Annotated in this window: 13 protein-coding genes; 3 read left to right on the top strand and 10 right to left on the bottom strand. The window is 59.7% G+C overall.

The window, feature by feature from the left end:
- Positions 1-64: 64 nt before the first annotated feature.
- The 5 genes from OQ248_RS16915 to colR all read right to left on the bottom strand — a co-directional run bounded on the left by OQ248_RS16915 (position 65) and on the right by colR (position 3789).
- Positions 65-292, bottom strand: a complete 228-nt coding sequence (locus tag OQ248_RS16915) for a hypothetical protein (RefSeq protein ID WP_265813383.1) — start codon at positions 290-292, stop codon at positions 65-67.
- 2 nt (positions 293-294) lie between these two features.
- Positions 295-1008 (bottom strand): lipopolysaccharide kinase InaA family protein, encoded by a 714-nt coding sequence (locus OQ248_RS16910; protein ID WP_119427800.1) that lies wholly within the window; start codon positions 1006-1008, stop codon positions 295-297.
- Between the two features lie 4 nt (positions 1009-1012).
- Entirely contained in the window at positions 1013-1681 is a 669-nt protein-coding gene (locus OQ248_RS16905; protein ID WP_085709742.1) for a class I SAM-dependent methyltransferase, read from the bottom strand.
- A 124-nt stretch (positions 1682-1805) separates the two neighbouring features.
- The gene (locus OQ248_RS16900; RefSeq protein WP_265813382.1) at positions 1806-3116 is read right to left on the bottom strand and encodes a HAMP domain-containing sensor histidine kinase; all 1311 of its coding nucleotides are present in this window, start codon (positions 3114-3116) and stop codon (positions 1806-1808) included.
- Positions 3106-3789: a two-component system response regulator ColR gene (colR, locus tag OQ248_RS16895; RefSeq protein WP_085709546.1), complete on the bottom strand. Its 684-nt coding sequence runs from the start codon at positions 3787-3789 to the stop codon at positions 3106-3108. Before colR ends, OQ248_RS16900 begins: the two co-directional genes overlap by 11 nt.
- A 203-nt stretch (positions 3790-3992) precedes the next feature.
- Here colR and OQ248_RS16890 point away from each other — a divergent pair, with 203 nt between their 5' ends.
- Together OQ248_RS16890 and OQ248_RS16885 are read left to right on the top strand one after the other, a co-directional pair.
- Entirely contained in the window at positions 3993-5942 is a 1950-nt protein-coding gene (locus tag OQ248_RS16890; RefSeq protein WP_265813381.1) for an LTA synthase family protein, read from the top strand.
- A gap of 52 nt (positions 5943-5994) precedes the next feature.
- Complete coding sequence (locus OQ248_RS16885) at positions 5995-6738, top strand: phosphatase PAP2 family protein (protein WP_265813380.1); 744 nt, start codon at positions 5995-5997, stop codon at positions 6736-6738.
- Positions 6739-6814: 76 nt separating this feature from the next.
- Here OQ248_RS16885 and groL read toward each other — a convergent pair whose 3' ends face one another.
- The 4 genes from groL to OQ248_RS16865 all read right to left on the bottom strand — a co-directional run bounded on the left by groL (position 6815) and on the right by OQ248_RS16865 (position 10339).
- Positions 6815-8461 (bottom strand): chaperonin GroEL, encoded by a 1647-nt coding sequence (gene groL, locus OQ248_RS16880; protein ID WP_265813379.1) that lies wholly within the window; start codon positions 8459-8461, stop codon positions 6815-6817.
- Positions 8462-8512: 51 nt separating this feature from the next.
- Entirely contained in the window at positions 8513-8806 is a 294-nt protein-coding gene (locus OQ248_RS16875; RefSeq protein ID WP_011335724.1) for a co-chaperone GroES, read from the bottom strand.
- A gap of 259 nt (positions 8807-9065) precedes the next feature.
- Positions 9066-9542, bottom strand: a complete 477-nt coding sequence (locus tag OQ248_RS16870; RefSeq protein WP_085709542.1) for an FxsA family protein — start codon at positions 9540-9542, stop codon at positions 9066-9068.
- 65 nt (positions 9543-9607) lie between these two features.
- Entirely contained in the window at positions 9608-10339 is a 732-nt protein-coding gene (locus OQ248_RS16865) for a HugZ family protein (protein ID WP_265813378.1), read from the bottom strand.
- A gap of 163 nt (positions 10340-10502) precedes the next feature.
- On the opposite strand from OQ248_RS16865, the gene OQ248_RS16860 reads away from it, so the two are divergent.
- Entirely contained in the window at positions 10503-11261 is a 759-nt protein-coding gene (locus OQ248_RS16860; protein WP_085709540.1) for an SDR family oxidoreductase, read from the top strand.
- 68 nt (positions 11262-11329) lie between these two features.
- On the opposite strand, the gene apbC is transcribed toward OQ248_RS16860, so the two are convergent.
- The gene (gene apbC, locus OQ248_RS16855) at positions 11330-12424 is read right to left on the bottom strand and encodes an iron-sulfur cluster carrier protein ApbC (RefSeq protein WP_265813377.1); all 1095 of its coding nucleotides are present in this window, start codon (positions 12422-12424) and stop codon (positions 11330-11332) included.
- Between the last annotated feature and the right edge of the window lie 101 nt (positions 12425-12525).

The raw sequence follows: 12525 nt of genomic DNA, 5'->3' as shown, positions 1-12525 counted from the left end.
CCGTTTTCACACGCGCACAAAAAAGGCCTCGCATCTGCGAGGCCTTTGGCACTCTTCAATCGATTCAACTCTGCGGCCTCATCCCTTGAGAAAGCCCGAACATGAACAGCAGCAAATCATGGTCGGGTTTGGTTGCCACGGAAGCTTTCGCTACCCGCGGCATCGGACAATGGGCATCGCTGTTCGATGCCCCGATCACTTGCATGCGTGGCTGTTCCCAGGCCGCCACCGCCAAAGATGCAACTGCCAAGGCTCCTACCAGAAACAAACCTCGCGCAATTTCTAGTTTCATCGCTATAAACCCTTGATAGCGCTGCCAAACGCCGTCTCATAAAAATAGACGAGTTTCTTCCAGTCCGTAGGGCTGAACGACGAGTGGCGGCGCAATTGTTTCATGTCATGGGAGGCCGCACGATAAGCGGTCAGGCGCTGACGGCATTTTTCCAGATCGATCAGGGCCACTTCGACCTTGGCCGAGTCGCCTTCGCCGGTAACGCGGACAAAGACGTGCTTGATGTAAATGCAGCTGTGCTGCCAACGGCCCTTGTGCATGCGGGCCAGGTTTTCGGCGAGGTCCTTGAGCACGCGTTCATACACGGCTTCGCCGTACTGCTCGCGGCCACCTGCCGCTTCCCACTGTTCAAGTTCCTGAAAACCGTCCAGCGACTTGGTAACCAGCAAGGCCCGCCACTTGTGCTGCGGATCAGGCTGGGCCCCGCAAAAAACGATTTCCGGCACCCGGACGCCAAGTCTGGCTACGCCGGTCAGCGCATCCAGTTCACGCAATACGGTCGGCCGCCCGAACGGATGCAACCAGCTGCGATAGATATGTCCTGTCTGGCGTTTGGCATACAGCAGTTGACCATCGCGCCCCACCACCCGCTGCACGCCACTTTCGCCACCACGACGCACGTTGGGTTCTTCCACCCACTCACCGCGCTGGTTCCAGTAGTAGTCAAAGCGATCCTGGGGTGCGACTCCCGTTTCTGCTGCAAATTGCACTGCCATCCTCTTACCTCTTGCGTAATACGTAAACTCGCCACATGGCATAGAGCGGAATGAAGTCCAGTTGTTCCTGGATCCTGAATCCTGCCTCTTCGAATTCCTTTTCGACCGTAGCGGCCGGTAACACAAACCGGTTCTGATAACCTTCCTGGCCGCGGCGCTTCTCGGCGCGCTTGCGTTTCCAGGCCTTGAAATTGCCGTCTACCCACAACGAAACGATCACACTGTCCCGGGTAACGCGTTCGAACTCGCGCAAAATCGTCCGCCGATGCTCGGCCTCGCCGATGTGATGCAGCAGACGCATGCAGAAAATGCTGTCCACGGAGTTGTCAGGCAGCGCGATATCGAACGCCGAGGTGTGCAAGGGTTGTACCCGCTTCACCACATCCGCCGGCTGGGCCTGCATCGCCGTCTTGATCATCGACTCGGAATTGTCTGCCCCGATGATTACCCGATTGGGCTTTTCTGCCAGCAACGGCCAGAAACGTCCGGCACCGCACGGCAGATCCAGCACCAGTCCCGGTTCGCCAACCAGTGTCAGCGCCTTGCGGGCCAACTGCTGATCACGCCAGTTGGACAAACGACGCCCCAGACCATCCTGGTGCTTGCGCAGATACTTCTGCGCATGGTTGTCGTCGTACTTCTCGGAAAAATCGAGTTTGATCGGGCCGGCCATCATCGGGACTCCTGAATTGCTGATATCCCCACCTTATGCAGGGGCGTGTCAGCGTCAGGTCATCCCTTTGTGAAAAAAACGTCGCGTAAACCCACGAACTATTTCAAGGTTATACAGGTTTTGTTCAGGTTGGCAGCTTTTTTGTGCCATTTGGGAGGGATTCTTGTTTGCCCAGATCTACCTCGAAACGGCAGCCATTGGGTTCCATCGTACTCAAAGTGACGCTCCAGCCCTGGTTTTCACAGATGCGCTGCACCAATGACAACCCCAGTCCAAGGCCTTCTCCGCGTTTTTCGTTGCCGCGCACGAACGGTTTGAACATTTCCTCGCGCTTTTCCTCGGGAATGCCTACACCCGAGTCCTCGACCACGAAGCCGTTGTCGTTGAGCGTCAGCCGAATGAACCCCTGCTCGGTGTAGTGCAGGGCATTACGCAGCAGGTTACCCATCACGGCATTGAGCAATGTGGCGTTGTAACGGGTGTCCGGCGGGTTGCCCGGCTCGAAAATCAGCTTCAGCCCCTTGGATTCGATCGGCTCGCGCCACACGCCCAGCAGATTGTCCGCCACCTGACCCAGACTGTGCCGAGGCGCTGCCCCCGCATCTTCGCGCTGAGCACGGGCCAGCATCAGGAAGGTCTGCACCAGTTCGCGCATTTCTTCGCTGGCACGGGCAATACGCTCGACCTGGGCGCGGCCGCGCTGATCGATGCCCGGGTTCTCCAGCAGCAGTTCACAGGAGGTGGCCAGTACCATCAGCGGTGTGCGCAATTCGTGGCTGACGTCACTGGTGAACAACCGCTCACGGGTCAACGCCTGACGCAAACGCCCGAGCGTCGCATCGAAGGCCACCGCCAGTTCACCCACTTCGTCAGCGGCGTAGTCCGGCGCCAGTGGCGGTGCCAGACCCAGCAACTGGTCGCGATGACGCACCTGACGCGCCAGCCGGACCACCGGCGCCATCACCTTGCGCGCCAACACCCAGCCGAGGAAAACCGCCAACGCCAGACTGAGCACGAAGCCCACCAGCACCACGGCAAACAGCACGCGCTCGCGCTCTTCGAAATCGCTTTGATCCTGCAGCAGCACATAGCGCCGGCCGTCGACGATTTCGACCATCGCGTGATACGACAGCTGCTCGCGGAAGACTTCGTGGAATCCCGAATCCAGATGCCGCAGATCCTTGGGCAACTCGAAGTCCCCCGGGCCGCCGCTGAAATAGAACAACTGGTCCGGCTCCGGCCGATGGCTCCAGTCCGAAACGTTGTCCATCAGCAACAGGCGCTGCAAGTCGCCGCCCAGTCCGGCAGAAATCAGTTTCTCTTCCACCAAGTGCACGGTCGCAACGATGCCCATGGCGAAGGCCCCTGCCACCAGTGCGCTCATCAGCGCAAAAGCGATGATGATCCGCTGGGCAAGGCTTTGCTTAAACTCCATCGCGGCCCTCGGCCAAGCGATAACCCACGCCGTGCACGGTGTGCAGCAGTGGTTTGGCGAACGGTTTGTCGATCACCTGACGCAATTGGTGGACATGGCTGCGCAGGCTGTCGCTGTCCGGGCAATCGTCGCCCCACAGGGCTTCTTCGAGAATTTCCCGACGCAGGACGTGGGGGCTCTTCTGCATCAGAACCGCGAGCAGTTTCAGGCCCACTGGGTTGAGCTTGAGCAGCTTGCCTTCGCGGGTCACCTCCAGCGTGTCGAGGTCGTAGCTCAGGTCGCCGACCTGCAAGGAACGACGACCGCCGCCCTGGGTGCGGCGCATCACGGCTTCGATTCGCGCAGCCAGTTCCGACAGTGCGAAGGGCTTGACCAGATAATCGTCAGCCCCTGACTTGAAGCCCTGCAAACGGTCATCGAGCTGATCGCGGGCGGTGAGCATGATCACCGGCGTGTCGCGACGGGCGTCTTCGCGCAGGCGTTTGCACAGGGTGTAGCCATCGATGCCCGGCAACATGATGTCGAGCACGATCAGGTCATAGTGCTCGGTGGCGGCCAGATGCAGGCCCGACAGACCGTCCTGGGCGCAATCGACGGTATAGCCTTTCAGGCCCAGGTAATCGGCCAGGTTGGCCAGGATATCGCGGTTGTCTTCGACCAATAGAATTCGCATGGGCACCTCTTCCGTACACAGTAACGGCCGTCATGGCCCGCGCAGCTTAAGGCCTGTTTCGGCTCAGGGCCAGCGCTGGTGCCCCGGCGGATGAAATTGCCCGGAAGAAATAAATCTTTAACAAAGTTTTCACTATCGATTCACAACCTGACTACAGTGGCGCCGCGAAACTCTCGCGCCATTGATAAAAGGAAAAGAAAACAATGGGTTTCTTCAAGACAGCGCCTATGCGCTATCTGTTGTTGGTCACCGGCGCCTGGCTGGTCGTGTTTCTCCTCACCCGCACCGTACTGCTGCTGACTCATCTGGATGAGGCCGGTGGCGGTGCGTTGTCCGTGTTCGGCGTCGGCCTGGTCTACGACCTGGGCTTTCTCGCCTACGCGGCCCTGCCGATGGGCCTGTATCTGCTGTTGTGCCCGCCGGGCCTGTGGCGGCGGCGCGGTCACCGCTGGTTCCTGCAGGGACTGCTGACGGTCAGCCTTTACGCCATGCTGTTCACGGCGGTGGCCGAGTGGTTGTTCTGGGACGAGTTCGGGGTGCGCTTCAATTTCATCGCCGTCGATTATCTGGTGTATTCCGACGAAGTGCTGAACAACGTGCTGGAGTCCTACCCGATCGGCAAGTTGCTGAGCATCCTGGCGGTGCTGGCCATTGCGTTGAGTTTCGCCCTGCGCAAACCGTTCAACGCGGCGCTGGATGCCCCGCTGCCGCCATTGCGCGGACGCCTGCTCAATGCCTTGGCCTTGCTGGTGGTCGCGGGTCTGAGTCTGCAACTGATCAGCCAGGACGCACCGCGCGCCCAGGGCGGCAACGCCTATCAGAACGAACTGGCGAGCAACGGCCCGTATCAGTTCTTCGCCGCATTCCGTAACAACGAGCTGGATTACAGCCAGTTCTACAAGAGCCTGCCAGCGGACAAAGTCGCCGCTCAGATGCGTGCCGAACTGAACGAGCCCAATGCCCGCTTCGTCGGTCAGGATCCGCAGGACATCCGTCGCGATATCGATAACCCGGGTGTCACCCGCAAACCGAACATCGTACTGGTGACCATCGAAAGCCTCAGCGCCAAATACCTGGGCAGCAATGGTGATGGCCGCAACCTGACGCCGAACCTCGACGCGTTGCGCAAGCAGAGCCTGTACTTCAACAATTTCTACGCCACCGGCACCCGCACCGACCGGGGTCTGGAAGCCATCACTTTGGCCATTCCACCGACGCCGGGCCGTTCGATCGTCAAGCGCATCGGTCGCGAAAGCGGTTTTGCCAGCCTCGGTCAGCAACTGAGCGCGGTCGGCTATGACAGCGTGTTCGTCTACGGTGGTCGTGGCTACTTCGACAACATGAACGCGTTCTTCAGTGGCAACGGCTATCGCGTTGTCGACCAGAGCAGCGTCGACGAGTCGGAAATCCACTTCAAGAATGCCTGGGGCATGGCCGACGAGGATCTGTACAAGCAGACCCTGAAACTGGCGGACGCCGACTACGCCAAGCAGCAGCCTTTCCTGTTGCAACTGATGACCACCTCGAACCATCGTCCGTACACCTACCCGGAAAACCGCATCGATATCAAATCCGGCAACGGTCGCGATGGTGCGGTGAAGTACACCGACTACGCCATCGGCCAGTTCCTGGAGCAGGCGCGGCAGAAACCGTGGTTCGACAACACGATCTTCATCTTCGTCGCCGACCACACGGCCGGCAGTGCGGGCAAGGAAGACCTGCCGATCACCAACTACCAGATCCCGCTGTTCATCTATGCACCGAAGATGATCGAAGCACGGGAAAACGCACAACTGGCCAGCCAGATCGACCTCGCGCCGACGCTGCTAGGGCTGCTGAACCTGGACTACCAGTCGACGTTCTTCGGTCGCAACCTGCTGGCGGACAACCCGCTGCCACCTCGGGTCGTGGTGGGCAACTATCAGCATCTGGGGCTGTTCGACGGCAAGGATCTGGCGATCCTCAGCCCGCGCCAGGGTTTGCGCCGGCATGACGATGCACTGACCGAAAGCCGCGAGTCCCGGGTCAACAGCGACGATCCGCTGGTCAGCCGCGCCATCTCGTATTACCAAACCGCCAGTTATGGCTTCAAGCAACAGCTGCTTGGCTGGAAAGCACCCAAGGAGGGTGCCGCGCAAGTCAGCGATCGTTAATCGAAACGCCCCGGACTGATGCTCCGGGGCGTTTTCCCGTTCTGGACCCGTCATGTCATCAAGCGTTGTACGCCCTGCCCCTCGCCCGCTGAACTTCTGGCTGTGCCTGGGGATTCCCGCTGTCGCGGCTGCCCTTCTGATCCTGCTGGAACTCACCGACCTGGACATGAACCTGGCGCGGATGTTCTACGATCCTGCCGCCGGCGATTTCATCGGGCGCCACAGTTACTTCCTGGAGAACATCCTTCATGATCGCGCCAAGCAGGTGGTGATCGCGTTTTCGGTGTTTTCCGTCATCGGCTTCATCGGCGCGTTTTTCATCGACCGGATCAAACCGTACAAACGTGAACTGGGCTGTCTGGTGCTGTCCCTGGGCCTGGCGACGTCATTCGTGACACCGATGAAAGCCGTGACCGCCGTGCAGTGCCCGTGGAGTCTGGAACAGTTCGGCGGCCATGAAACCTACAGCAAACTGCTGGATCACCGCCCGCCGACCGACAAGCCCGGCCGCTGCTGGCCCGGTGGTCATGCGGCAACGGGGTTCACCTTGTTTGCGCTGTTCTTCGTGCTGCGGGATCGTCGTCCGCGACTGGCGCGTCAGGCGTTCATCTTTGCCTTTGCGCTGGGTTCGGTGTTCTCGATCAGCCGGATGATGCAGGGCGCACACTTTTTTTCGCACAACGTGTGGACGGCGATTTTCTGCTGGCTGATCTGCCTGGGGTCGTATTACTGGGTGCTGTATCGCCCGACCGTGAAAGCTGAAGCGGTCATGAAGGCACAACCGGTAAACGCCTGATTACTCAAACTGCGGGCATTAAAAAACCCCGCCTGCTCATCGCAGGCGGGGTTTTTCGTTTCGGGGTAAGGCTGGCTTACATCATGCCGCCCATGCCACCCATGCCGCCCATGTCCGGCATACCGCCGCCTACTGCACCTTCTTTCTTCGGTGCATCAGCAACAGCGGCTTCGGTGGTCAGGATCAGACCGCCGATCGACGATGCAGCTTGCAGAGCGGAACGGGTTACCTTGGTAGGGTCCAGGATGCCCATTTCGATCATGTCGCCGTATTCGCCAGTCGCAGCGTTGTAACCGAAGTTACCTTTGCCGTTCTTGACTTCGTTGACCACAACGCTTGGCTCGTCGCCGCTGTTGGCAGCGATCTGACGCAGCGGTGCTTCAACGGCACGACGCAGAACAGCGATACCTACGTCCTGGTCGGCGTTGTCGCCTTTCAGGTTGATGATCGCGTTCAGAGCACGGATCAGCGCAACGCCACCGCCAGGCACCACGCCTTCTTCAACGGCTGCGCGGGTTGCGTGCAGGGCGTCTTCAACGCGGGCTTTCTTCTCTTTCATTTCTACTTCGGAACCGGCGCCAACCTTGATCACCGCAACGCCGCCGGACAGCTTGGCCAGACGCTCTTGCAGTTTTTCACGGTCGTAGTCCGAGGAAGTCTCGGCAACCTGGGCACGGATCTGAGCGATACGGGCTTCGATGTCGCCTTGAACGCCAGCACCGTCAACGATGATGGTGTTTTCCTTGGACAGGGTCACGCGCTTGGCGCTGCCCAGGTGTTCCAGAGTGGTGCTTTCCAGGCTCAGGCCGATCTCTTCGGAGATAACGGTACCGCCGGTCAGAACGGCGATGTCCTGCAGCATGGCCTTGCGACGGTCGCCGAAGCCTGGAGCCTTGACGGCTGCGACTTTGACGATGCCACGCATGTTGTTCACAACCAGAGTCGCCAGGGCTTCGCCTTCAACGTCTTCGGCAACGATCAGCAGTGGACGGCCGGCTTTGGCAACGGCTTCCAGCACTGGCAGCATTTCACGGATGTTCGAAATCTTCTTGTCGACCAGCAGGATCAGCGCACCTTCCAGCTCGGCAACCATGGTTTCCGGCTTGTTGACGAAGTACGGGGACAGGTAGCCACGGTCGAACTGCATGCCTTCTACGACCGACAGTTCGTTTTCCAGGCCCGAGCCTTCTTCAACGGTGATCACGCCTTCTTTACCGACTTTTTCCATGGCTTCGGCAATGATGTCGCCGATGGAGTTGTCGGAGTTGGCGGAGATGGTGCCAACCTGAGCGATCGCTTTGGTGTCGGTGCATGGTGCGGACAGCTTTTTCAGCTCGGCAACGACAGCGATGGTCGCTTTGTCGATACCGCGCTTCAGGTCCATCGGGTTCATGCCGGCAGCGACGGCTTTCAGGCCTTCGTTGACGATCGACTGAGCCAGAACGGTAGCGGTGGTAGTACCGTCACCAGCGTCATCGTTGGCACGGGAGGCAACGTCTTTGACCAGCTGCGCGCCCATGTTTTCGAAACGGTCTTCCAGCTCGATTTCCTTGGCAACGGAAACGCCGTCCTTGGTGATGGTCGGAGCGCCGAAGCTCTTCTCGAGGATCACGTTACGGCCTTTCGGGCCCAGGGTCGCTTTTACCGCGTCAGCCAGGACGTTTACGCCAACCAGCATTTTCTTGCGGGCGGAATCGCCGAATTTAACTTCTTTAGCAGCCATGATCGATATTCCTTAAATACTTTGTAGTAGCGGGAAAATGAACGGGGGTAATCAGCCTTCGATAACGGCGAGGATTTCGTTCTCGCTCATTACCAGCAGGTCTTCGCCGTCGACTTTCACGGTGTTGCTGCCGGAGTACGGACCGAACACAACCTTGTCGCCCACTTTCACGGACAGTGCACGCACTTCACCGCTTTCCAGTGCCTTGCCCGGGCCTACAGCCAGAATCTCACCGTGGTTGGCTTTTTCAGCAGCCGAACCTGGCAGGACGATACCGCCAGCGGTTTTCTTTTCTTCTTCGCTGCGACGGATGACGACGCGGTCATGCAGAGGACGAAGCTTCATTGTCGATCTCTCCTAATTGTGGTTTTCATCGGCCGGTGTAGTCCCGGCGGGTTTAACAAATCCGGCCTGCGCCGGTTGCGGCTCGTCGAGCGAACCGCGGAAGTCTGTCCGGTTCAAATACCGGAAACCTTTCGGTGACCGATACATAAGGGCGCATAAGCTTATTACAAGGGCAGGCCTAAAATTTTTTCATCGCGGCTCGTCATGGGCACGGCCGTAAACGAACACGGCACCCGAAGGTGCCGTGTGAGTGCAGAAGTTACTTGGTATCGCGGTGTTCGAACTCGCCTTCGATCACATCGCCTTCGCGGCCCAGAGGCTGACGCGGTGCAGGACCGCCGCGAGGTTGCAGGTCGTCGGCGAACGCACGCTGACGCATGGCCTGTTCTTCGGCGCGCTGGCGCATCTTGTTGGCGAACAGACGACGGCTGAACGGCAACAGCAGGATCAGACCGGCCACGTCACTGATGAAACCCGGCAGGATCAGCAGGCCACCGGCCAGGGCCAGCATCAGGCCTTCGAGCATGGTCTGCGCAGGCAGTTCACCGCGGTTCAGGCTTTCACGGGCACGCAGGGCGGTAGCCAGTCCGGCGATACGCAGCACGAATACGCCGAACATCGAGCCGAGAATGATCAGCAGCAGGGCCGGGAAAAATCCGATCGAACCTGCCACTTTGACGAATACGAACAGCTCCAACACCGGGAACAGCAGAAAGAGCAACAAAAAAGGGCGCATCAAAGTTTCCTCAACGCAAGAAATGCCTTGCAGTAAGCCTTAGATGACGTCGCCCTTTCGTGAATTCAAGCGTCGGCCACCGCATTTTTTGGCCAGACCTCGGCGTGAGCCAGAGAAACCAAGGCTTCGCGCACTTGTATCGGCGTATGACAAGGCGCTTGAAACGGCAGCCAGTACAGCGCCTGACCGATGCGCAGGTGCATGCCTTCGGTGTCGATCCCGGCCATTTGTGCCGGTACGGTTTTCGGCAGCCCGGCGAGGTCGACGTAATGCGCGATGGCCTTGGCGTGGTCGCTGTTCATGTGCTCGACCATGCTGATTTCGGCCTTGCCGGCGAACGGGTTGGCCAGGGTCAGGTGATCGACCCAGTGGATCGCACCGAAACCGCCGATGTAGCGATGACGCACCGGTTTGAGCACCCAGAAATCGAAATCGTGGGCCTTGTGATAATTCTGCGAATCGGGGAAATAGCGGTAGTAACGCTCGGCGGCGGCTTCGATGGCGGCAGTGTCTTCGAGTTTTTCCGCTTCGGCCAGATAGGTCAGGCGACCAACGGCTTGCACATCGTCAGCCTCGCGCTCACCCACCAGCAGCGAACATTTCGGGTCTTTCTGCAGGTTGTGAGTGTGCTGGGCGATACGGCTGATCAGGATCAGCGGCCGGCCCTGTTCGTCCAGGCAGTAGGGAACCACGGAGCCAAACGGAAAACCGGGCATTGATTTGGAGTGGGTCGACAGCACGCCACGGTATTCCTTGAGAAGCAATTCTCGGGCATTCTTAGCCGCTTCAACGCTCAATTTATGACTCCTTAATTAGAATCCGTCGAAAAAACGGACGGGCAACCTGGATTACGTCCCGGTCGCCATCGGGGCAGTTCTCATGTGCAGCCGGGCCATGTCAGGCGCAGATCGAGAGGCTCTCTAAAGGACACCACTCTGACCTGCTCTCGGGGACATGCGAATGCAACTCAACGACAAAGTAATCATTATCACTGGCGGTTGCCAAGGTTTGGGCCGCTCGATGGCCGAGTATTTCGCAGGCCTGGGCGCGAAGCTGGCACTGGTCGACCTGAATCAGGAAAAACTCGATGACGCCGTCGCCGCCTGCAAGGCCAAGGGTGTCGAGGCCCGCAGCTATCTGTGCAACGTCGCCAACGAAGAACAGGTGACGCACATGGTTGCCCAGGTCGCCGAGGACTTCGGCGCGATTCACGGCCTGATCAACAACGCCGGGATCCTGCGCGACGGCCTGCTGCTCAAGGTCAAGGACGGCGAAATGACCAAGATGAGCCTGGCCCAGTGGCAGGCGGTGATCGACGTCAACCTGACCGGCGTGTTCCTCTGCACCCGTGAAGTGGCGGCGAAAATGGTCGAGCTGAAGAACAGCGGCGCGATCATCAACATCTCGTCGATCTCCCGCGCGGGCAACGTCGGCCAGACCAACTACTCCGCCGCTAAGGCCGGTGTGGCGGCAGCGACTGTGACCTGGGCCAAGGAACTGGCGCGCTACGGCATCCGCGTGGCGGGCATCGCACCGGGCTTCATCGAAACCGAGATGACCCTGGGCATGAAACCGGAAGCGCTGGAAAAAATGACCTCGGGCATTCCGCTCAAGCGCATGGGCAAGCCGGAAGAAATCGCCCATTCGGCGGCGTACATCTTCGAGAACGATTACTACACCGGCCGGATCCTGGAGATGGATGGCGGGTTGCGCATCTGACCTCTGTCGCAGAATGAAAAACGCCCCGGTGCTTTAGCACCGGGGCGTTTTTGTTTAAACCACAGGCATCAATCGTCGCTGATGGTGATGTTCGGCATCGCCGGCGACGCCGCTTCCTGCAACACGATCCGCGCGCCGACGTGGCGGGCCAGTTCCTGATAGACCATGGCGATCTGGCTGTCCGGCTCGGCAATCACCGTCGGTTTGCCGCCATCGGCCTGTTCGCGGATCAGCATCGACAGCGGCAGCGACGCCAGCAGTTCGACGCCGAACTGGGTCGCCAGTTTCTCGCCACCGCCCTCACCGAACAGATGCTCGGCATGTCCGCAGTTCGAGCAGATGTGCACGGCCATGTTTTCCACCACGCCCAGCACCGGAATGTTGACCTTGCGGAACATCTCCACGCCCTTGCGTGCGTCCAGCAGCGCCAGATCCTGCGGCGTAGTGACGATCACGGCGCCAGCCACCGGGACTTTCTGCGCCAGGGTCAGCTGGATGTCGCCGGTACCTGGCGGCATGTCGATCACCAGATAGTCCAGGTCGCCCCAGGCGGTTTGCGTGACCAGTTGCAGCAGCGCACCGGAGACCATCGGCCCGCGCCAGACCATCGGCGTGTTGTCGTCGGTCAGGAAGGCCATCGACATGACTTCCACGCCATGGGCCTGAAGCGGCACGAACCACTTCTGATCCTTGACCTGTGGGCGGGTGCCTTCGGGAATGCCGAACATGATGCCCTGGCTCGGGCCGTAGATATCGGCGTCGAGAATCCCGACCTTCGCGCCTTCACGGGCCAGTGCCAGTGCAAGGTTGGCGGCGGTGGTGGACTTGCCCACACCGCCTTTGCCGGACGCCACGGCGACCACGTTCTTGACGTTGGCCAGCCCCGGAATCTGCGCCTGGGCCTTGTGCGCGGCGATCACGCTGTTGACCTCGACCTTGGCCGACACCACGCCGTCGAGGTTTTCGATGGCCAGTTGCAGCAATTGCGCCCAGCCGCTCTTGAACAGACCGGCGGCATAACCGATTTCCAGCTGCACGTTGACGCGGTCGCCGGCGATTTCGATGTTGCGCACGCAACCGGCGCTGACCGGGTCCTGGTTCAGGTAAGGGTCGGTGTATTGGCTGAGGACGGCTTCCACCGCTGCGCGAGTGACGGCGCTCATGGGCAACTCCGATAACAAGACTGGGAAAAGATGGCGGGTATCCTACCCCTTCTGTCGTCCGGGCGGCATGTCCGGCAACCATTTGCAGGGGTGAAATATCT

It is taken from the genome of Pseudomonas sp. COW5, assembly GCF_026240005.1.
Lineage (GTDB): Bacteria > Pseudomonadota > Gammaproteobacteria > Pseudomonadales > Pseudomonadaceae > Aquipseudomonas > Aquipseudomonas kribbensis.
Note: the sequence above shows the minus strand (reverse complement) of the source record. Positions and strands in the feature narration are given on the sequence as shown.